At 45.2% G+C, this 20,804-nt stretch carries 28 protein-coding genes; all 28 read left to right on the top strand.

The window, feature by feature from the left end:
• Positions 1 to 38 precede the first annotated feature (38 nt).
• On the top strand, positions 39 to 383 hold the full coding sequence (locus tag OEL90_RS03520; protein WP_291404502.1) for a YbaB/EbfC family nucleoid-associated protein: 345 nt from the start codon (positions 39 to 41) through the stop codon (positions 381 to 383).
• Between the two features lie 9 nt (positions 384 to 392).
• Positions 393 to 995: a recombination mediator RecR gene (gene recR, locus OEL90_RS03515; RefSeq protein WP_300687129.1), complete on the top strand. Its 603-nt coding sequence runs from the start codon at positions 393 to 395 to the stop codon at positions 993 to 995.
• A gap of 179 nt (positions 996 to 1,174) precedes the next feature.
• On the top strand, positions 1,175 to 1,528 hold the full coding sequence (locus OEL90_RS03510; RefSeq protein ID WP_291404504.1) for an ArsR/SmtB family transcription factor: 354 nt from the start codon (positions 1,175 to 1,177) through the stop codon (positions 1,526 to 1,528).
• A 17-nt stretch (positions 1,529 to 1,545) separates the two neighbouring features.
• Positions 1,546 to 2,553 carry a permease gene (locus OEL90_RS03505; RefSeq protein ID WP_291404505.1) on the top strand — a complete coding sequence of 336 codons (1,008 nt, stop codon included), beginning with the start codon at positions 1,546 to 1,548 and terminating at the stop codon, positions 2,551 to 2,553.
• A 17-nt stretch (positions 2,554 to 2,570) separates the two neighbouring features.
• Positions 2,571 to 2,801: a thioredoxin family protein gene (locus OEL90_RS03500; protein ID WP_291404506.1), complete on the top strand. Its 231-nt coding sequence runs from the start codon at positions 2,571 to 2,573 to the stop codon at positions 2,799 to 2,801.
• 68 nt (positions 2,802 to 2,869) lie between these two features.
• A complete protein-coding gene (locus tag OEL90_RS03495; protein ID WP_291404507.1) occupies positions 2,870 to 3,493 on the top strand; it encodes a 50S ribosomal protein L25 in 624 nt (207 codons plus the stop codon).
• A gap of 177 nt (positions 3,494 to 3,670) precedes the next feature.
• Positions 3,671 to 5,023, top strand: coding sequence for a hypothetical protein (locus OEL90_RS03490; protein WP_300687128.1), 1,353 nt, complete (start codon positions 3,671 to 3,673; stop codon positions 5,021 to 5,023).
• A gap of 5 nt (positions 5,024 to 5,028) precedes the next feature.
• Positions 5,029 to 6,207 (top strand): ATPase, T2SS/T4P/T4SS family, encoded by a 1,179-nt coding sequence (locus OEL90_RS03485; protein ID WP_300687126.1) that lies wholly within the window; start codon positions 5,029 to 5,031, stop codon positions 6,205 to 6,207.
• A 54-nt stretch (positions 6,208 to 6,261) separates the two neighbouring features.
• Positions 6,262 to 7,071 carry a type II secretion system F family protein gene (locus OEL90_RS03480; protein WP_291404510.1) on the top strand — a complete coding sequence of 270 codons (810 nt, stop codon included), beginning with the start codon at positions 6,262 to 6,264 and terminating at the stop codon, positions 7,069 to 7,071.
• Positions 7,068 to 7,904, top strand: coding sequence for a hypothetical protein (locus tag OEL90_RS03475; RefSeq protein ID WP_291404511.1), 837 nt, complete (start codon positions 7,068 to 7,070; stop codon positions 7,902 to 7,904). Before OEL90_RS03480 ends, OEL90_RS03475 begins: the two co-directional genes overlap by 4 nt.
• Positions 7,905 to 7,954: 50 nt before the next feature.
• Positions 7,955 to 8,197 carry a hypothetical protein gene (locus tag OEL90_RS03470; protein WP_291404512.1) on the top strand — a complete coding sequence of 81 codons (243 nt, stop codon included), beginning with the start codon at positions 7,955 to 7,957 and terminating at the stop codon, positions 8,195 to 8,197.
• A gap of 21 nt (positions 8,198 to 8,218) precedes the next feature.
• The gene (locus tag OEL90_RS03465) at positions 8,219 to 8,584 is read left to right on the top strand and encodes a hypothetical protein (protein ID WP_291404513.1); all 366 of its coding nucleotides are present in this window, start codon (positions 8,219 to 8,221) and stop codon (positions 8,582 to 8,584) included.
• Positions 8,563 to 9,042 (top strand): hypothetical protein, encoded by a 480-nt coding sequence (locus OEL90_RS03460; protein WP_291404514.1) that lies wholly within the window; start codon positions 8,563 to 8,565, stop codon positions 9,040 to 9,042. The genes OEL90_RS03465 and OEL90_RS03460 overlap by 22 nt, the downstream gene beginning before the upstream one ends.
• A 14-nt stretch (positions 9,043 to 9,056) precedes the next feature.
• Positions 9,057 to 9,659 (top strand): SAF domain-containing protein, encoded by a 603-nt coding sequence (locus tag OEL90_RS03455; protein WP_300687122.1) that lies wholly within the window; start codon positions 9,057 to 9,059, stop codon positions 9,657 to 9,659.
• A gap of 14 nt (positions 9,660 to 9,673) precedes the next feature.
• Positions 9,674 to 11,245, top strand: a complete 1,572-nt coding sequence (locus OEL90_RS03450) for a hybrid sensor histidine kinase/response regulator (protein ID WP_291404631.1) — start codon at positions 9,674 to 9,676, stop codon at positions 11,243 to 11,245.
• 120 nt (positions 11,246 to 11,365) lie between these two features.
• Positions 11,366 to 12,529, top strand: a complete 1,164-nt coding sequence (locus OEL90_RS03445) for a THUMP domain-containing class I SAM-dependent RNA methyltransferase (RefSeq protein ID WP_291404516.1) — start codon at positions 11,366 to 11,368, stop codon at positions 12,527 to 12,529.
• Positions 12,530 to 12,546: 17 nt separating this feature from the next.
• Positions 12,547 to 13,278 (top strand): selenium cofactor biosynthesis protein YqeC, encoded by a 732-nt coding sequence (gene yqeC / locus OEL90_RS03440; protein ID WP_291404517.1) that lies wholly within the window; start codon positions 12,547 to 12,549, stop codon positions 13,276 to 13,278.
• A complete protein-coding gene (locus tag OEL90_RS03435) occupies positions 13,275 to 13,946 on the top strand; it encodes a nucleotidyltransferase family protein (RefSeq protein ID WP_300687120.1) in 672 nt (223 codons plus the stop codon). Before yqeC ends, OEL90_RS03435 begins: the two co-directional genes overlap by 4 nt.
• An 11-nt stretch (positions 13,947 to 13,957) precedes the next feature.
• On the top strand, positions 13,958 to 15,121 hold the full coding sequence (locus OEL90_RS03430) for a DUF5711 family protein (protein ID WP_291404519.1): 1,164 nt from the start codon (positions 13,958 to 13,960) through the stop codon (positions 15,119 to 15,121).
• A gap of 113 nt (positions 15,122 to 15,234) precedes the next feature.
• The gene (locus tag OEL90_RS03425; RefSeq protein ID WP_291404520.1) at positions 15,235 to 15,918 is read left to right on the top strand and encodes a CvpA family protein; all 684 of its coding nucleotides are present in this window, start codon (positions 15,235 to 15,237) and stop codon (positions 15,916 to 15,918) included.
• A 54-nt stretch (positions 15,919 to 15,972) separates the two neighbouring features.
• Entirely contained in the window at positions 15,973 to 16,575 is a 603-nt protein-coding gene (gene yedF, locus OEL90_RS03420; RefSeq protein WP_291404521.1) for a sulfurtransferase-like selenium metabolism protein YedF, read from the top strand.
• An 11-nt stretch (positions 16,576 to 16,586) separates the two neighbouring features.
• Positions 16,587 to 16,859, top strand: coding sequence for a DUF3343 domain-containing protein (locus tag OEL90_RS03415; RefSeq protein ID WP_291404522.1), 273 nt, complete (start codon positions 16,587 to 16,589; stop codon positions 16,857 to 16,859).
• 1 nt (position 16,860) lies between these two features.
• Positions 16,861 to 17,079 (top strand): DUF951 domain-containing protein, encoded by a 219-nt coding sequence (locus OEL90_RS03410; RefSeq protein ID WP_291404523.1) that lies wholly within the window; start codon positions 16,861 to 16,863, stop codon positions 17,077 to 17,079.
• A gap of 134 nt (positions 17,080 to 17,213) precedes the next feature.
• Positions 17,214 to 18,416, top strand: a complete 1,203-nt coding sequence (locus OEL90_RS03405; protein WP_291404524.1) for a PLP-dependent aminotransferase family protein — start codon at positions 17,214 to 17,216, stop codon at positions 18,414 to 18,416.
• Between the two features lie 228 nt (positions 18,417 to 18,644).
• Complete coding sequence (gene rpsF, locus OEL90_RS03400; RefSeq protein WP_291404525.1) at positions 18,645 to 18,932, top strand: 30S ribosomal protein S6; 288 nt, start codon at positions 18,645 to 18,647, stop codon at positions 18,930 to 18,932.
• Between the two features lie 24 nt (positions 18,933 to 18,956).
• Positions 18,957 to 19,403, top strand: coding sequence for a single-stranded DNA-binding protein (locus OEL90_RS03395; protein WP_291404526.1), 447 nt, complete (start codon positions 18,957 to 18,959; stop codon positions 19,401 to 19,403).
• Positions 19,404 to 19,429: 26 nt separating this feature from the next.
• Entirely contained in the window at positions 19,430 to 19,657 is a 228-nt protein-coding gene (gene rpsR / locus OEL90_RS03390) for a 30S ribosomal protein S18 (protein ID WP_291404527.1), read from the top strand.
• A 184-nt stretch (positions 19,658 to 19,841) separates the two neighbouring features.
• The gene (locus OEL90_RS03385; RefSeq protein ID WP_291404528.1) at positions 19,842 to 20,804 is read left to right on the top strand and encodes a YybS family protein; all 963 of its coding nucleotides are present in this window, start codon (positions 19,842 to 19,844) and stop codon (positions 20,802 to 20,804) included.

The following is a 20,804-nucleotide window of genomic DNA, read 5'->3' as shown; positions in this document are numbered from 1 at the left end:
AAAGTAGAATGGATTAACATTTTAAAGGAGGAACTAAAATGGCTAAAGGAAAAGGTCCAATGATGCCAGGTGGCATGAATATGAATCAAATGATGAAACAGGTACAAAAAATGCAGGCAGACATGCAGAGACTACAGGAAGAAGCTGAGAAAGCAAATTATGAAGCAAGTGCCGGTGGCGGTGCAGTAGTTGTCAAAGTAAGCGGAAAGAAAGAGATCCTTTCGATAACACTTGATCCTTCAGTGGTCGATCCGGAGGATGTTGAAATGCTTCAAGACTTGATATTGGTCTGTGTCAACGAGGCGTTGAGAACGGCTGAAGAAGCGGTTTCCAAAGAAATGGGCAAAGTAACGGGTGGTATGAATATCCCCGGTCTTTTTTAGGCAAACGACATGGTCTATTTGCCCCAGCCACTGAATTTACTGATTGACGAGCTGGCAAAGCTTCCTGGTGTCGGAAGAAAAACTGCCCAGCGCCTGGCGTTTTATCTGGTCAATGAAAAAGAGAATCGAGCCGCTTCCCTTGCGGAAGCGATCATGTATGCCAAACAGAGGATAATCTTTTGCTCAGTCTGCTTTAATATGACGGATGTTGATCCGTGCCCTATTTGTACATCAGCAAAGAGGGATCAAAAAACCCTTTGTGTTGTTGAATCACCCAAGGATGTTATTGCCATTGAAAGGACAAGAGAATATCATGGCTTATATCATGTCCTGCACGGTGCGATTTCACCAATGGATGGCATTGGACCAGAAGACATCAAACTCAAAGAATTAATTCTAAGGCTGCAAAAACATGATGTTGACGAGATTATAATCGCCACAAATCCAACTATTGAAGGTGAAGCGACTGCAATGTATATTTCCAAGCTCCTAAAGGGGACGGGGATCATTATAACGCGCTTGGCCCACGGTATACCAGTTGGCGGAGATCTTGAATTTGCAGACGAAGTGACATTAATGAAGGCTATTGAAGGCAGAAGAAGATTGGACTAAAATATCATATATGAAAACCTGAACTGCACGGTAAGTGCAGTTTTTTTTATTCAAAATTTTGAGGAGACGACACTTTTCGGATATTTCCCGGGAAATAAAGTTGACAATATGCCGATTATTGCATATACTAAAAAAGGGATATACGAGAACGGACATATGACTAACTTCAGGAGGCTGTCATGGATCAAATGATCAATCGCTATAAAGCGCTGTCAGATGAAACAAGGCTAAGAATATTAATGGTTTTATTACAGCGAGAGTTGTGTGTCTGCCAACTTCAGGGGATCTTGGGAGAAACTCAGCCCAAAATATCAAAGCACTTGAGAAAGCTTAAGGATCTAGGCGTTGTCAGGGATGACAGAAAAGATCAATTTATCTATTATTCCTTGAACCGGGATGATCATGTCATGATTGAGTCTCTGAGACTTCTGTCTCATGAGGCTGCTGATGACAATATTCTGATTCAGGATCAAGAAAGACTTGGAATGGCGGAAAAATATCTGAATCAATGCTCAGTTCTTACTAAATTATAGGATAGAAGGTGGATTATATGTCGGCTCTAGGTGCGTGGTTTAACGATCAGATTTTAAAAATGGTCTGGCTGAACAACCTGGTTCAAAGCTTTGTTGAAAATGTTCTGGGACTTGAAACTGCTGATAGAATTGGTGGCAGTGTGCAATTTTTTCTTTACGACACCATTAAGATCTTTATTTTGTTATCTTTTTTGATATTCACCATATCCTATATTCAAAGTTATTTCCCTCCAGAACGAACAAAACGCCTGTTGGGCGGGATCAAAGGTATACGCGGCAATATTCTCGGGGCATTGCTGGGTACTTTGACGCCATTTTGCAGCTGTTCCAGCATACCAATTTTTATGGGATTCACTGCAGCCAGGCTCCCCATAGGAGTTACCTTCTCCTTTCTGATCTCCTCACCTCTGGTAGATTTGGCTTCTGTTCTGATTCTGGTTAGTTTTTTTGGTGTCAAGGTTGCGGTGGCTTATGTCATAGTTGGTTTGATCATTGCGATTGTCGGTGGTACTCTGATTGACAAGCTGGGGATGGAGCAATACATTGAGGCTTATGTACGAGAACTTCCGGACGTCAATTCTGAAGAAATGGAAATGACGAATTCCGACAGATGGCGGTATGCGAAGCAGCAGGTGTCTGAAATCATTCACAGGGTATGGAAGTATGTTTTGATTGGTGTTGGCATAGGTGCTTTGATTCACAACTGGATTCCTGTCTCTGTAGTTGAGCAAGTAATTGGCGAGAAAAACCCATTTGCAGTCATTCTTGCTGCAGGCATTGGGATCCCAATGTACGCGGATATTTTTGGGACGCTTCCAATCGCCGAGGCATTATTTTTAAAGGGCGTTGGAATAGGTACAGTTCTTGCCTTCATGATGGCTGTGACGGCGTTGTCACTTCCTTCAATGATCATGCTGAGCCAAGTGGTCCAAAGAAAGCTTCTTGTAGTGTTTGTGTCTATTGTCACCATCGGCATAATTATCATGGGCTATACATTTAATGCCATGGATGCGCTATTTATTTAAAAACAGGAGGGAAAATCATGATTATAAAAGTTTTGGGTTCAGGGTGTGCCAGCTGTTATAAACTTGAAGAAAATGTCAGGAAAGCTTTAGCTGAGAAAGGCCTTGAGGCTGAGGTTGTCAAAGTGACTGAGTTCAGGGACATTTTGAAATATGGCGTCATGAAAACGCCTGGTCTGGTGATTGATGAAAAACTCAAGGTTAGCGGACGTGTCGCGGATGTTAAAGAAATCCTTCAATGGATCGAGTAAAACCGAGTTAAATGAGGGTTTTTGGGGTATGTATACTTCTGAACATAATGATATAAGGAGGTAGCATCATGAGAGAATTGATACAAGCAAATCTTAGGACAGAGGTCGGAAAGAATAAAATCAAATATATCCGAACCCAAGGCTATGTACCCGCAGTCATTTATGGTCATAACAAGGAGACCAGAAGTATTAAGCTGGACCGCAAACAAATGGATCGTTTCCTGATGTACCATACGAAGGGATCGACTCTTGATGTTGAAATCAATGGGAAATCAGCTATGGTAGTCCTCAAGGATTTTCAGCGCAGAGGTTTAAAGGATCAGCTGATTCATGTCGATTTCCAAGAACTTTCAGCGAACGAAACCGTCAAGATCCCAGTACCTATTCTGGTTAAGAATCGTGAATACATCGAAAGAATTGGCGCGATTTTGGAGGATCATCTGACTGAAATTGAAATAGAAGCTTTGCCATCTGATTTGATTGAGCATGTTTATGTAGATGTCGAAGGAATGGCGTTTGGTGATGTCGTTCGGGTTTCGGATCTCGTCTTCGAAAACATGGAAAAAGTCACGCTGCTGACGGATCTCGACCTGACTGTGCTCGCTGTCAGCGCACCTAGTAAGGAAGAGGAAGTGAAAGAAGGCGCAGAAGACGAACCGGCTGAGCCTGAGTTGATCGGTTCAAAGGAATAGTTCAAAATTTAAACTTAAGAGTTGACGAGGAAAATGGTGATAGGTGCCATTTTCCTCGTCTTTTTTGTGTAAAAACAGAGCTGTGGAGGAAAGTGCAGCGAAATGTAAAAATATTACTATTGACAATATATGGATATTTAAGTATAGTAATGTTAAAAATTGGAAAGTGGCGATCGCATGATAACATTGTTTTGGTATGAATCTCATTCAACAGTAGGACTTGTAAAAGCTATGATGTCCGAGGTACAAGATCGCATAGGTTCAGGTTTAGAGTTAGCCATCCGGACTGAGCTGGATTCGGTCACGACACTTCTGGAGTGTGCGCCGGTACGTACAGTGCTATTTGAAGTGACCAAGGAACGATTGGCAGGTCTGTGGCCATCAATTCAAACCCTACGTCAGAAGTGGTCTGAAGTGAAGTGGATTGCACTTCTGCCAAATTCTGAATTTGATGGACAGCTGATATTGTCAGGCTTTGATGAGTTTGTTGAATTAAGTGCCCTCGAAGCGGGAAGCTTCGTTGAAAGGCTATACCGCATCAGAAGTGTTTATGAGCGATCTGATGCTTTAGGGCTTGAGGGCATTGTTGATTTTGAGCGTATTGACGAGATAAGCCGAATAATAGCTGAGGCACCGGACCTTAGGCGTTATGAGGCAGAATCCTTAATGCGAGGCATACATATCACGGAAAAGAAAAAATTGCTTCAGCGATTTGACGGCATCTTTAAGGTCGCTGAAAAACGACCTGAATTTTTGAACCAGAGGTTAAAACTGTGTGTTTTTGGAAATAGCGAATACGGCAGTGAGCTTGGTTGGATTTTTTCGAAAAGGTTTAAAAAAAGAACGCTCATCATTGATGCGGACAGGCTGTCTCCCTCCTTGGACTTACTTCTTGAGGTGCGAAAAACCCTGTCAGATTCACTTGAGGGTTATGATTCCTATCAATCGACGGGACTCAATGTACTGCTGGATGCAATCAGAAAAAATTGCCTGACGTCGGAGAAGATCCTTGGGACATGTGCCAGAATCAAGGGCAACCAAGACTTATACGCTTTGACCGGCAGTTACAACCTCAATGACTATGAGTACTATGACAAAGACGATTTCATGAAGCTCTTGGAGCGGATTGACTCTTGTTTTGAAGTGGTGATTTTGCTGGTCAATGCCTTTATCTATGATGCCTTTACCGCGGTCAGCTTATTAATGTCGGATAAAAATCTGGTTCCGGTCTCGGGAGGTGTTCTTGCTTTAAGATCTGCAGCTTCTTCTGCGGCGTATGTTACTGAACGACAAAGAATTGATCGTTTGAAGCATCAATTCGTAGCGTTTGACTCAAATGAGAATCGCAGTTTGTCCGCTGAAGATTATGACGCTTTGACAGGGTCGCGCTATTTGGGCAGGATCCCTTCCAGTTTGAAGCGGGACAAGGCGCGGATGGAAGGCAGGATGTATGGCCCAATGATGGACCGTTCTGTGGCAGAGGCACATGAAAAGGTTATTCTCAAACTATTGCATGAAATGAGGGGATAGAGGTAATGGGAGTTTTAAAAAGCTTTCATGAACCATTAATTGAGCCGATAGCTTCTGAACCCGGACGTAGATTTGATCGTGAGATCATCAGTGTCATTGAGGAATTGGTCGAGCATCACTCGGATTTACTGGCTGATGTGGAAGGAAAGCGTGTTGAAAGGCGTGTCCTGGAAACGGAAGTGGTCAGGATTGTAGATCGCCTTGGAAATCTGGCCAGACGAGACAAAATGATTAAGCAGATTATGGATCATATGTTTGGTTATGGCATTCTACAAAGTTCTCTGGAGGATGAATCTGTTTCAGATCTGATCGTGACGAGATACGATCATCTCTATGTGAAGCGGTCGGGCGAAGCATTCAGATTGCCCTTAAAATTTGAGTCTGCCCGCGAATTTGAAAACTATTGCAAGCTGATAGTCATACGGAATGGTGGCCTTTTAAACGAAACAGACAGTCATGCCAGGGTTTCGGATGACGGATTGAGGTTGAGAATTAATGCGACTATTGCACCAAGAAGTCAGGGCGGGCCGTCTTTAAGCATTCGTAAGCACAGATTCTCCAGCTATGACTTACAGACGCTGATGAACATGGGGATGCTCGATCAAGATTCATATGAAATAATGACTCGGCTGGCACAGTCGGATCTAAGGTTTGTCATAGTTGGAAAGGGCGGGTCGGGGAAGACAACTTTGTTGAGAGCTCTATTAAACAACATAGGTGAAACTCAGCGCCTGCTGATCTGTGAATCTGAAACTGAACTTTTTCCGGACAGTCCCACATTTGTCGTACAGAGAATTGTCAGGCATAGACAGCCTGGCTTTCGAGTGACGCTGGAGCACCTTGTCCGTGATGGCTTGACCATGAGTCTGGACGGCTATGTTGTAGGGGAGTTGACAGGTCCTGAGGCATGGGAGTTCATCAAAGCGGGATATACCGACCATAGAATTATGGGGACCCTTCACTGTGGCGGGATAGAAGAAACCCCCATCAGAATTATGATGCTCTCTGATTTGTCACAAAGAGGGATCTCGGAAAAAACTGCCATGAAGGTTATTACCTCCAGTCTGGACCGAGTCATCTATATGAGAAATTTCAAGGTGGAGCGTATAGCAGAGGTTTTGCGGCCTGAAGCTGGTACAGAGGCGGTTCCAAACTTTAAAATCCTCTATGAAAGAAGGTCGTAAATACTGTCTGTCTACTATTTGCCGGTTCTCATGCTGGCTCTCAGCTGTGGAATGATGATTATTGGAATGGGCGGCATATCAAATATTGATTGGATGCAGAAAATCGATAGACATTACGGGATGCCCATTAGGATTGTCTATGATACACCCTGGGCAAATGCACACAATCTCGCAGCGGTGACACTTCTGGCCGGAATTATTGGCTATGTCAGTCTGCGAGGGATGACAAACAGCCACTTAATAGGGAGTGTAGGTTTTTTGACCGGTGTGGCACTGCCCATACTTTCTATTGAACTTGTCATTCAGAAAATAATTGCAGACCAGGAAGCCTCCTTATCCTTGATGTTCGGGATGTTGAAGCGCTGGGCGTCCATACATCCGGACTTGATCCAGTGCTTGTCGAGAGTTTCTGAGGAGCCGTTGACCCCAGCTTTGAAGTTAGCATTAAAACGTCTTCTTCAATCTGTTCAACATGGGATGGAGCTGGAAAAAGCCTTTGATGACTTCTCGTTGGCTCTGGACATCCCAATTTTCAGGGATTTCATGATCCACCTTAAGTTCTCGGCGAGAAACCGCGGTGATCTGGTAAAACTCTTTGACAGCTTCGAAAAGGAATCCTACAGACTCTTTTTAGAACGAAATAAAAATCGACTTGAGAACAGAAAGTTTAAAATGACAATATTTTTACTCGATGTTACAGGTATTGCACTTTTTCTGATGATGATCTCTGATCAACCTCACGTCAGAAGGTTTTATTTGGAAAGCTCAGCAGGGCTTAATATCACAGCGGGTCTATCCTGTATGATCTTATTAACCACGTGCCTCGCAATTTTTTCGGGATCTAAAAGGGGGACAAGGAGATGATCAAAGTGTTCCTCATGACGACGACCATTGCCTTGACATGCTGGGATCTAATAACGGCCTATGCGCTGGCTGAATGGGGCTTAAAAAAACAATGGTACAAGAAGGTGGCAATATTTGGCTCTGTTTCAGAGAAACAGGGCCATGTCAGAAGCTCGGAAAATCCGCTCAGGCGCTGGATGATAAAAAATATGAGCCTCTATCAACAAGCGGGCTATTCTGCGGAAGAGGCAAAAAAACTGGTTTATGGTTATGGAATAATCAACGTAGTGCTGCCGGCCTCTGCAGCAGTCATTAATCCAGCAAGAGCTTTGCCGGTATGGATCTTGGTTGAACTGATCAGAAGGGGTCGGCTTAAGCAGTATAAAAGAGACTTTGAAGCCAGGTTCAATATGAACCTGTACAAAATTTACCGTTTTCTGTGCACTCAGCTGCTTGCGGGCCATTCAGCCGTAGAAATTCTGAGACATGTGCATCTGGCTGCGCCGGATAAGGAGATGAGGAACGCGCTGAATGCTTTCACAGGCGTGTATTTCAGAACCTTGGATTTTGAACGCGCTTCAAAGGAATTGACCCTGCGTTATCCTGTAAAAGCTTCAGAGACGCTGCTCACCATTCTCAGACAGGGTATTGAATCCGGAGAATCGGTGGAGCTCATTCAAAGACAGGAGGAGGTGATGATCCAAAGATATTTGGAATCAGTGGCATTAGAACAGGAACGGATCCAATTCAATCTGATCCTGTTGATTGCTGCATCAGGAAGTGTTGCTTTTGCAGTGATTGCAATCCCGTTGGTGCTTCAGATGATGGAAGCGCTGGAGTCATTATTTATTTAGACAGGAGAAAAAGACAACAAGTGTGACAACCATTAAAAGGAGGCATTCATTTGAACGTAGAAATCATCAAAGCATTATTAGGTCTAAAAGCGTTTATAGGCGAGAATCTCAACAACGACAAGGGTCAGTTCGCAGTGGATATGGTAATTGGGATTGTAGTTTCAATTGTGCTGGCTGCAGTCATAGTTATGCCGAGCATGGAAACTCTGGTGGAGGATATGGTGGGTGCTTTATCTGGATGGTGGAATACCATTGAGTCAACCGTATTCAAAACGTCGATGCCAGTAACCTAAATGCGTGAGGGTGGTCTAATTTTGGTTGGGTTTTGCCTGGTGTTTGTGCTTGGAACAGGCATGGCACTGTTTGAAATGCTGATGCCTGTGGTGACAAAAGCCAAGCTGGACACGATCTGCGCGTCTTTCAGCGAACAGATGGCGCTCAGCCAAACCTTTGAAGCGTCAGATGAGGCGGATTTGGTGCAGCTGTTGAACGATGCGGGATTAATTATGGCAGAAGTCAATGCGGAACCTATGGCAACATTAAAACGAGGGGATCGGGCGCGTTTTCTGGTCACCGGTGAAATCAAGGGGAGGTTGCTGAGCACCTGGATGGCATTTAGTGACCGGCGCTATGCGTACCGTTTCGAGAGATTTGTCGTATGCAGAAAAATTTTAAACTGAACCGTGGGGGCTTCATAGGGCTGGAGGTTTTGTCGTTGTCCATGCTGATAGTTCTCATCCTGATTCTCGTTTTTGTTGCTGCTTTTGAATTTTACTTGTTTTACATACGCTTCAGTCAGTCTGAAAGTGCGCTGAAAAGTGCTTCTGAGAGGGTTCAAACAGAGCTCGACAATAACTATGCGTCCGGGGCTGTAGCGGCCTTTGGCGCAGACTTGGAGAGCGTTATGGCAGAAGAAGTTGCTGCCCAGTTTGACAGTGCGGTGGAAATTCAGGCTCTTTCATGGCACCCTTCCGGTCTGTGTCCTTCTGGAACAATGCGCGACGACCCCATCCTCCATTTGGTCGTCGCGTTTCCTCATCAACCCTCGTTTTTGATGGAACAGTTGGCGAAAGAAATGGGGTTTTCAGCAACGGATATCAAGATTCATCTGGACCGCGAAATAGAAATAGATCGGTGAAGGAGGGCGAGGATTTGAAAAAAAGGCTGATTATATGGACTTTTGGGCTCATGATTGTGACTATGGCACTTCAAATAAGTTTGATGAGAGCAGCCACGGCTTCTGAGAAATTTCACGAGGTTCTGATCGCCAAAGCAGAAGTGTATCCCAACGAAGTTTTGACTGCAGACTCATTTTCATTAGTCAAAATAGCGGAATCATCTATGGAGCCATGGATGATCAAGGCATCGGAATTAGTGCTGCCCGCTTGGTCCTCTCGGCTGATCAGGCAGGGGGAACTATTGACGCGGGAAGGAATCAGCCTTGAGCCTGTTCAGGATTATGCGGAGGTTGCTCTGAAATTGGAGCCTCAGGATGCGGTGGCATATCATCTTTTTATTGGGGAAGAAATCGACTTGTTAGGCATTCGGGGAGAAGAAAGCGTGATTCATTTCAATACTATGAGGATCAGCGGCATTCTTGGCCAGGATTTAAAACCTTCAGACATGACAATGACGCAGCCTGTCTTTCTGATTCTGCGTGGCGAAAAGAAGGAGATTCTGGAACTATGTCGAATTAAATCCACACATACATTTCAGATCATTAAAAAGAAGCCGCCGGGACAGAAAGAGGGTTGACGAAGTTGGAAGGTATGCTTGCAAAAGGTGACACAGACTGGAGAATGGACAAGACGCCATATTTGATGGAGATTCTTGACAGCATACCGGATTTGGTAGTACGGCTGGATCTTGATTACACTATTGAATGGGCTAATAAAGCGGTGCTCAGAATGGACACAGAAGCCATCGGCAAAAAATGCTTTGAGGTCTTTCAGTCTTCTGAATTGGGGTGTCTGAATTGCCCGTGTGTTAAGGCAGTCAGAGACGGAGCCGCAGCGGAAGGCGTGGTTCCAAAAGAAAATCCGGGTGCTTTGGGAGAGATTTGGACCAAGCATGCCGAGCCTATCCGAAATTCAGAAGGGATTATCACCGGAGCCGTTGTCATTGCGAAAGATTGGAAGGGCACGCTTGAGCCGCTGGAGAAGTTTGTTCCGGAGGCCGACCTGGACATAATAAAGGTGAGACTCAGAGAAGATAAGAATAGATCACTGTTTTATGACATGGTCGAATCGCTTAAAGACATTTTCGAGACGATCAATAACGATATTGACCGCCTTAGAGTCATTGAGCTTTACAGGGACGAGCGGGATACTATTGAACGGCTGATGAATCAATCCGACAGGGCTTTTAGAAAAATAAGCAATCTGCATGAGATTTATGCCATCGAGGAAGGTCAACTGGTCTTTAATATTGAGGCGTTCTCACTTGCGGATTTTGTGGATGACCTCTATCATCGGTTCAGATTTTTGTCGAAAAAGAGAAATGTGGACTTTACAATTCAAGTGGATGAGAATTTACCTGGCGAGCTGATTGGCGATCCGGTACGACTGGGAAATATTGTTAGAAATCTGCTGGAAAATGCATTTGAGCATACGGAACACGGCAATGTGCTGGTCCATTTTGCCAAGGTCAGTATTATCGACGATAAGCTGAAAATGAGAATAAGCGTGAAGGATACAGGCATTGGATTCTCAGAAGAGAAGCTGGACTGGCTGAAAAAAATGACGGAAAATCCACAGCCGGAAGATATTCTTGCCTCTCTGGGGGACTCGACGGGCTTGGGTTATGTCACAGCACTGACGCTGCTGTCCAAAATGGGGGGGCGGCTCGAAATTGAAAGCGCTTACGGAAGAGGCTCTGAGGTTAACGTCTACATCTATGTTCAATTTAATGGTGCTGACAATGAAGAGCAAACGGACATAGTCCAGGATCGTTCTATCGTGGATGAGCCCCATAAACCTCAACAAAAAAACCGGATTCTAATCGCTGAAGATGATGTCATGGGCAGGGTATCGCTGAAGCTGCTGCTTCAGGAGGATTATGAGCTGGATTTTGCAAGAACTGGAAAAGAAACGGTGGAACGCTACATACGACACAAGCCGGACCTGGTGCTCATGGACATCATGATGCCTCACATGAATGGGTTTGAAGCCTTTGATGAAATTGAAAAAGCAGACCGATTCAGATGTCCCATCGTGGCCATATCTGCAAAGGTTATTGACTCTGAGCGGGATTATCTGACAAGTTACGGATTTGACGAGCATTTGTCAAAACCTATAGAAGAGTCCGCACTCAGAAAGGCACTGGACAAGTTTTTCAAATGATCACACCGTTTAACAAGCGGCAGCATGTTTCGCCGCTCATGTTTTAAGATTACCGGGATACTGACTGGACTCCTGTGTTATAATGTTTGAATAAGACATGATAACATGGGAGTTTTTATGATGATAAAAAGATTTAGAGTTCAGGCAACAGCAGCGTTTGGAATAGAATCTGTCGTAGCGGATGAAGTCAAAGCCCTTGGCTTTGATCAAGTCACGGTGGAAAACGGAAGAGTAGAATATGATGCGGATCTGTCAGGCATTGTGCGATCCAACTTGTGGCTGCGCAGCGCTGATCGCGTTTATATCAAACTCGCTGAATTTAAAGCAGATACCTTTGAAGCGCTTTTTCAGGGGGTCCGACGAATCGACTGGGCGGCATACATTCCGCAGGAAGGGACTTTTCCAGTTAATGCAAAATCCGTCAAGTCGACCTTATTCAGCTTGTCGGATATACAATCCATTTCTAAAAAAGCAATCGTTGAGAAACTAAAGGAAACTTACGCTACGGAATGGTTCAAGGAAACGGGCCCGAGATACAGTATCCTGATCTCCATTCTTAAGGATCAGGTTTTGGTGCTGCTGGATACATCGGGAGATGGTCTGCACAAACGAGGCTATCGCGAGAAGGGAAATGAAGCACCTCTCAAAGAAACCTTGGCAGCGGCATTAGTTCAAATCAGCAGGTGGAAATCGTTTATTCCCATGATCGATCCACTTTGCGGCAGCGGAACATTGCTGATCGAAGCGGCTATGATCGGACGAAATCAGGCGCCAGGACTGAACCGACAATTCGACTCAGAGCACTGGAACTGGATGCCGGCTTCCGTTTGGGATTTTGAACGGAATTCAGCCAGAAACGCAATCGTTGAAGATGCGAGTTTCAAACTGGAAGGTTATGACCTCGATCCAAGGAGTATCCGTATTGCCCGGGAAAATGCTGAAAAAGCCGGCGTAGCAGACTTCATTCACTTTCAGGTCAGAGATGTTGCAGATCTGAGTTCAAGGGACAAATACGGGTACATTCTCACCAATCCGCCTTATGGAGAGCGGCTTTCTGACTTAAGAGAAGCAGAAAAGCTCTATGGGGTCATGGGAGACCGTTTTGGCAGGCTGGATACCTGGTCATGGTATGTCATCACAGCCCACGAAGGCTTTGAAGCGTCCTTTGGAAAAAAAGCCACTAAGAACAGAAAACTTTACAACGGAAGAATCAAATGCTATTTCTATCAGTACTTTGGGCCAAGGCCACCGAGGAGACCAAAGGAAGAGATTGAAAACGATTAGAACTGGGGTGCGTCAGTATGCTGCTGGAAGAAATTGAAGGTCTTGTGAAGGGGCCATTCCCTGCGGTGATTTCACTTTGCGGCGCAGGCGGAAAGACCAGTGCGCTTTTTGACCTGGCCGCGACTCTGAAACAGCGGGATCAGCATAGCAGGATCGTAGTTCTGACAACGACCCGAATGATGGTTGAGAAGTCACCCAGAATTGACCATTTTATTTCTGTGGACGCTCTGACGCAGATAGGCAAGTTAAGCCCTGGCATTACCATGGTGGCAAGAGGTATGGATGAACAGGGGAAAATCTATGGCTTTGAACCCCGAGACATCGATCTTTGGATAGAGGGTCCGGCTTTTGAACAGAACAACAGCTTTGTACTCATCGAAGCAGATGGGGCCAATAAAAAGCCGCTTAAAGCACCCAGGGACGGTGAACCCAGATTTCCCGGGAAAACTCAGGTTGTCCTGGGTGTGCTTGGGGCTGATGCCTTTGATCTGCCTGCAGTTGAGGCAAGAATCCATCGGCTGGCACTCTTTTTGGAGCTCACCGGAATGAAAGAAGGAGACTTGGTAACTGCGGAGGCGCTGGCGGATTTGATCCACTCAGAAAACGGACTTTTTAAGTCCTGTCCCGCGGATGCGTTGAAAATCATATTGGTGAACAAGGCAGAGCCGCGTCATGAAGCCTTTATAAATCAGCTAAAGTCGCATACGGTTCTGCCGGTCATAGTTGTGGAGCGGGGCAGATGGGCATGAAGCGGGTAGTCGAACATTGGGAAGCAGCCGCCAATTCGAATGAAGGCAAGGATGAGCGCGAGTACGGGATTAAGCTGATCGTCATGGCGTCCGGTCTGGCCAGACGATTTGGCAGCAACAAGCTGACGGCTGACTTTCAGGGCAGACCACTCGCCGGGTGGGTTTTTGAAGCACTTAAGTCAGCAGGCTGCCCACCTTGCAGTGTAACCGTGGTCTGGCATGATCCGGACATTGCGGTTTTGGCGGAGTTTTATGGATTTAATACCTGCTATAATCCCGGTCCCGAGGAGGGCCAGGCGGCTTCGATCCGTCTAGGGCTGGCGGCTTCAAAAGAGGCTGATGCCTATATGTTTCTGACGGCTGATCAGCCGCTCTTGAGGGGACAAACCATATCCGGGATGCTGAAGTCGTTTCCTGCAGGGCAGGGAAAGATCATGTTGGCAGCTCACAGGGGCAATACGGGAAATCCGGTTATCTTTGACAGAAAGTACAAAGCTTCGCTGATGCAGCTCAAGGGAGACACCGGAGGCAAACTAATCATCCGGCAGTATCCCGAGGCGGTGGTATGGTACGAAATAGCAAATGCAGAGGAATTGATGGATATCGACCGTGCTGAAGATCTGGCGCATTTATCTAAGATCCTTAATTCCGATTCAGATAGAAGATAAGGGTGAGCATCATGACAGAAAGCATCCATGAGAAGCTGGATCAGATAAAAAAAAGAAGAAGACAGCGGAGAAGACTATCATTGGTCATGCTGCTGTTGTCGTTTACAATTGTTTTTGGCGCCGGTTATGTCATATCCCTGATTCGGGAAGCCAGCGGGCTGGGTCCAATTTCGATCGAAAAAATCAATACGATTAATACGACGGCTGAACCGACTTATAAAAAGCAAAGTTTTTTTTATCCGGTAGTCTCCGGCATTATAATGACTGGAAATGAGCGGCTCACCTATTTGACAGTCAGAGGTGAAGTTGTTTGGGAAAAAGAGTTTTTTGGCAGTGATATCCTCGCCCACGAAAGAAATGACAAGTTTTATATTTGCGACAAGGTTACAGGTGACTATTATGTCTTGGATAAAAAGGGGCAGATCCTATCCAAGCTAGAGGGACTAGGAAAAGTCGAACGATTTTTGGTGGGATCAGATGGCTATACTGCGCTATATTTAAAAAATGATAAGAAAATTGCCTTGATCAATCCACAGGGTGTGATGTCTGCGACGATCCCTGTGCCTTATGAGGACCTTCTGGATCTCAGGTATTCCGAAGCCATGAAGCTCATTGCCATGTCCGTACTCGTAGTAGAGAATGATTACTTTCATACCAATGTTCTGATGTTCGGAACTGACGGCAAGATGAGAGGGGCAAGAAATTTCAACAACGCCGTGCTCTACAGGCTATCTGATGCCGGAGAGGGATTCATTGGATATTCGGATGATATGATTATTGCCTTTGATGATCAAAACGATGAGCTTTGGAAGAAAATTATTGATCGAGACGTAACACGACTTGCTTTTGATCCTCTTGGGAATACGCTTCTGAATCTGACGATTCAAAATAAGGCTATTGATGACACCCGGGACGACAATGTGCTCTCCATGTATAATATTGCCGGGGAAAAGGTCTTCGAGCGGAAAATGGAGGTCGTGGTGGATCTGATGGCCATGGGGCCGGAGCGAATCGCTTTCCTGGGGGATGGCAAACTCCATATTTTGAATTTTTCAGGAAAACTGCTGGGAGCCAAGGTTGTGGACGACAGTCTTCTCGCTTTGGAATGGCTGGATGAGACCCACTTAGGTGTCGAGTATGAAAATCGCTATGAAATTTATTCCTGCAAATATTGATTAAATAGCCGGGATTTAAGGCTGAACAGCTTGTCTGAAGGTTGAGAGACAGGAAATAATAAGCGTGAAAAAACGTGAAAAGGCATGAAAAGGCATGAAAAGGAGGCGCTTGGATGGGCTTTAATTTGCTTGATCTGATTGTGCTGATCGTGATTTTGGCTACAGCCATAAATGGGTTTAGAAAGGGATTTTTCAGGATGCTGCTTAATTTAACCGGCGTTCTGGCAGCGTTTCTTGTAGCGCTTTACTTTAGAAGTGGTGTTGCCAATTGGCTGTTGTTGAAAACAGAATTTTTTGCATCCCTTGAACAACGCATTTATGACAAATTGACGGAACATTTCGCTGCTCAGGCATCAGCCTCCTGGGTGCCATCGGACTCAATAGCTGAGGCGTTGACAATGCCTGAGTTGATGACAGCGGGACAATCGGCCTCAGACGTTGTGAACCGTGCCTTGTTTGGAGAACTATCAAAGAATCTCGCGAATGCGGTGACCCAGGGGTTTGCTTTTATCCTCGTGTTCCTGGCAGTTATGCTGGTCCTGCTGGTCCTTGGGATCGTAACCTCCGCTATTTCCGAGCTGCCGCTGCTCAAGCAGGCGAACAAACTGGCCGGACTGGCTCTGGGAGGGGTCCTGGGACTGGTCAATGTATGGATCTTAATGATGGTGATAACCTTTTTGATTCCTCTGACAGCGAGCGAATGGCTTATTAATTCCTTGAATGGATCAACTTTCGCCATAAATTTTTACAATCACAATTTACTGCTGTATCTGTTATATTATTTTGTTAGGACATAGTTTTTTAACCTGAAAGTTCCATGCGATTTACCTTTGAATAAGGAGGACTGTAAGTTGAATCATAAAATGGAAGTGGACGCAAGGGGCCTCCTGTGCCCTAAGCCTGTCATACAAACCAAGAAAGCAGTGGATCAGCTCGAATCGGGCGTAGTGACGACTATTGTTGACAATGATACCGCGCGTGAAAATGTCATTAAGTACGCCAAGAGTCAGAATTATCGTTATGAAGTGAAGCAGGCCGATGGTTTTTACTATATCGACATCTACAAAACGGAAGTCATGTTTGATTCTGAGATCTTGCCTCAGACAAAGCCTAAACTCTCTGAGATCGTCATTCTGGTGGGAAAAAACACTTTTGGTGAGGGCGACGAAACCCTTGGGGAAGTTCTCATCAAGGGGTATTTCTACACGCTTACTGAGATGGAGCCATACCCGAAATCCATCATGTTTGTTAACAGCGGGGTACATCTGACAATAGAAGGATCGCCGGTTCTTGAGTATTTGAGAGCACTGGAATCCAACGGTGTTGAGATCCTGTCGTGCGGTACCTGCCTTGACTATTACCAAGTCAAAGAGAAGCTGGCAGCGGGCGGAATTGGAAATATGTACGCTATCGTTGAGACCATGCACAAAGCTAAAAATACAATTCGAATTTAGGAGTATTTATGTTGGAAAAGAAGTTTTATGTCATTGCATTCGATTCAACCCATTATGCCATCAGCACTGAAAAAAAGCTCGCAGCAGTTGGAGCACCTATCACCATGGTGCCGACACCCCGTGAAATATCCACAAGTTGCGGACTTTCTATCAGGATCCTGGATGAGAATCTCGAGCGGGTGCTTGAAGCGCTGAATGGTGTGTCAAAAGAAGGCATGAATTTGTTCAGGATAGATCGGACTTCAACTGAGAATAAATCAGTCAAGTTAGAATGGAGGGATTGAGATGCCGCTCGAAATCCAGATTGGGGATATTATAGACACAAAGAAGCCACATCCCTGTGGCAACAATCGTTTTGAGGTCTTAAGAATTGGGATGGACTTCAGGATACGCTGCATGAAATGCGATAAGCAAATCTGGATTTCCCGGACCAATCTCGAAAAAAGAATTAGAAAAATTGAAAGACAGGGAAGTCTGCTTAAGCCCGAGGATGTTAAAAAATAAAATGCTAAAAAATTTGATAAGAACTTAAAAAATTGTAAATTTTTAATCCCAATCCTTTGCTTCATGGTATAATAGGACTAGTGTTTACAAGGCACTAGGGATTTTACTTTTTGAACAAAACGGAGGTCGATGTTGTGGCAATTAAGTTCGCGGATAGAATGGAAGGAATTAAAGCTTCTGAAATCAGAGAACTGTTAAAATTGACTGTAAGACCTGAGATCATATCATTTGCTGGTGGATTGCCTGCACCCGAGTTGTTCCCAATTGAAGAAATGAAGATTGTTTCTGTAAAAGTACTGGAGGAGGCGGGCCGACAAGCGCTTCAATATAGTCCGACTGAAGGCTTTGCGCCGCTTAGGGAAAAGATTGCTGCCAGAATGATGAAAGTCGGCGTCGCAGCCAAAGCAGACGAAATTTTAATTACGACCGGATCACAGCAAGGCTTGGATTTTTCAGGGAAAGTCTTCCTTAACCCGGGAGATTATGTCGTTTGTGAAAGCCCGAGCTACCTCGGCGCTATCAATGCGTTCAAAGCTTATCAATGTCAATTCATTGAAGTTGAAACAGATGATGATGGTATGCTGATCGAAGACCTTGAGAAAAAAATTGCCGCTCATGATAATGTTAAAATGATATATGTCATCCCTGATTTCCAAAATCCAACGGGCAGAACATGGAGTCTCGAAAGAAGACGAGGTCTTTTGGATGTTGCGAGAAAATTTGATTTGCCAATCGTTGAAGACAATCCTTACGGAGAACTTCGATTTGAAGGAGACATGCTGCCATCCGTCAAATCCATGGATACAGATGGCCGGGTAATTTTCCTTGGCACCTTTTCAAAGACTTTTTGCCCAGGGCTTCGCGTGGGTTGGGTATGTGCTGAGGACAGTATCCTGAATAAATTTATAACGGTCAAGCAGGGCGCGGATCTCCAAAGCAACTCAATGACCCAGCGCGAACTGGACATGTTTATGGAGCTCTATAGCCTGGACGACCATGTTGAAAAGATCAAAGAGGTCTACCGTAAGCGCAGAACGCTGATGCTGGATACTATGAAGCAATATTTTCCTGAAGAGGTTACCTATACCTATCCAAACGGGGGGCTATTTACTTGGGCAGTGATGCCGCCGGAGCTGAACGCGAGGGACTTGATGCTCAAAGCAATCGAAAAAAACGTTGCTTTTGTACCTGGAGGCTCATTCTTCCCTAATGGCGGGCAGGAAAATACTATGCGCCTCAATTATTCAAACATGCCGGAAGACCTTATCGTCGAGGGGATCAAACGGCTGGGTGAAGTCCTGCATGAGGCAGTAAGAGCCATAAAAGAAAAGAAATAGCAGTAAGGACGTTCTTTCAATACATAAATGAATTTAACCAAGGTCAGACCGCCCCCAGGCAAGCAATTTTGAAGGCAGTGGGTTCTGGCCTTGGTTTTATATTTTTCTTGCATCGCTATTTCTAACGTGATATAATGCCTAGGTATGACGGGAGCCCAGTGGCTCCCTGTACTCTCTGTCCGGTCCAAAGAGACCGGGCCAAACAGACCATAGGGAGGTGCAAAATCAATGAGAAATTACGAAACAATCTTCATCCTTAAGCCGACTCTGGAAGAGGAAGTGAGAAAAGAACTGATCAACAAGTTCACTTCTATCATCTCCGCGAATGGCGAAGTCGTGAAAATCGAAGAGTGGGGCAATCGCAAGCTTGCTTACGAAATCGAGAAATTCCGCGACGGTTACTACGTTCTGGTCAACTTCAATGCGGCTCCTTCGCTGCCAATGGAGCTTGAGCGAAACTACCGTATCGCTGACGACGTTATCCGTTACATGATCGTCAATCTTGACGACAAGTAGTCACCAAGGCAGAGGAGTGAAATCATGAATCATGTCGTTTTGATCGGCCGCCTCGTAAGAGATCCTGAGCTGCGCCACATCGCCAGCACCGGAAGAGCGGTCACCAACTTCACACTTGCAATAGACCGAAGCCTGAGCCGCGAAAAGAAAGCGGAATATCAGCAAAAGGGCCTCCCAACTGCAGACTTCATCCGTGTCAATGTATGGGGTCGTCAGGCAGAAACGGCAGCTCAGTACCTTACAAAAGGTCGAATGGTCGCTGTAGAAGGTTCAATCACAACGGGCTCGTACAAGACGAACACCGGTGAAACCCGCTATACGACCGAGGTTACTGCAAACAATGTGGAGTTCCTCGAAAAAGCTGATTCAACCGGACGAAGCGGATCCTACAGTGATCCATCCATGGACTATGATCCGGGCGATTTCTCAAACGCATCTGCGGATTTGGACGACGACGAGGTGCCATTCTAGATTAGGGTTAAAGGAGGGAAATAAAGATGGCTGTTATTAAAAGAAGAAAGAAGCGCAAAGGCTGCAGCTTTTGCCAGGAAAAAGCTACTGGAATCGACTATAAAGATACCAGAAAACTTCAACGCTATCTGACGGATCGCGGAAAGATTCTTCCTAGACGTGTTACCGGCAACTGCGCTAAGCACCAACGTGCTTTGACTGTTGCGGTTAAGCGCTCAAGAATCATTGCACTGCTTCCGTTCGTCAACGAATAGAATCAGAGTATAAAGAAGTTGTTGCGGTCAGTCAGTGTACTGATCGGGATGACTTCTTTTTTTATGCCTATTACAATAAACGGATTTTGTCAGTTCAAACTGAATGCGGTTCGATTTGCAATCACTGTCGGATATTGTATAATATAAGGTAGCATTTCATTGAACCACTAGAGGAGCTGAGCTGTTGAATCCAAGATCCAGAACCAGATCCATGACAGAAACAGGTATCGTCGCCGCCATTGGGGCAGTTGCCACCATAATGGGATATTACATTCCATTTCTCAATATATTTTTGATATTCACCGCCATACCTTTTGCCATAATTACACTTCGAAACGGGATTTCCTATGGAATCTCCGGGGCTGTCATTGCCTCTGTCATAGTCGCCATGGCCACGAATCCAATTTCGGCCTTGATAACACTTTTTTCAAGCGGCTTTAACGGCATCTTTTTAGGGATCGTCGTTAAAAAGCAATTTAAAGCTTGGCCGGCTATTGTTGTGACTACCTTGGCTACTCTCTTTTCGCTCTATTTATCCTACTATGTCGTATTGCCGCTGACGGGCGTTGATCTGAATGTTCAGATGGACCAGATGATTGCGGAAATGAAAGTCACCATGGAAGTTATGCAAAACAGCATGAATGCGGATGCTCAGGCTGCTGAGGAAAGTGCCAGACTTCTCGAGAGTTATACACGGAATATGAAGCTCCTCATTCCCTCAGCCATTGTCATGAGCGCCCTTGTGAGCGCGGCCGCCAACTATATGCTGTTCAGGGCTATTCTGAAACGCATGGGCGTCGCATTGACAGAAATGCTGCCATTTCGGGAATTCAGGCTTCCGGGCAGTGTCTTTTTTGGAATGCTGATTATGATTGTTCTGAGCTATCTGGCTGGTTACTTTAAACTCATTCAGTCTGAAGCACTCCTGGCCAACGTCTACATGGTGTTTTCCATGGCTTTTGTTCTCCAGGGCGCAGCTGTGATTGTCTATTTCTTCAAGCGCATCCCGGGACAAAAATTACTTAAATGGCTGCTGGTCTTCATGCTGGTCTTTACCGGCGGAACCGTTTATTTGGCGTTGCTTGGAATGTCAGATGTCATGTTGAATTTTCGAAAGCGGTATGAAAACCGTTTAATGATGAGGTGA

Origin of the sequence: Acidaminobacter sp., assembly GCF_030247605.1 — a bacterium.
Taxonomy (GTDB): domain Bacteria; phylum Bacillota; class Clostridia; order Peptostreptococcales; family Acidaminobacteraceae; genus Acidaminobacter.
This window is presented reverse-complemented; position numbering and strand designations above follow the sequence as displayed.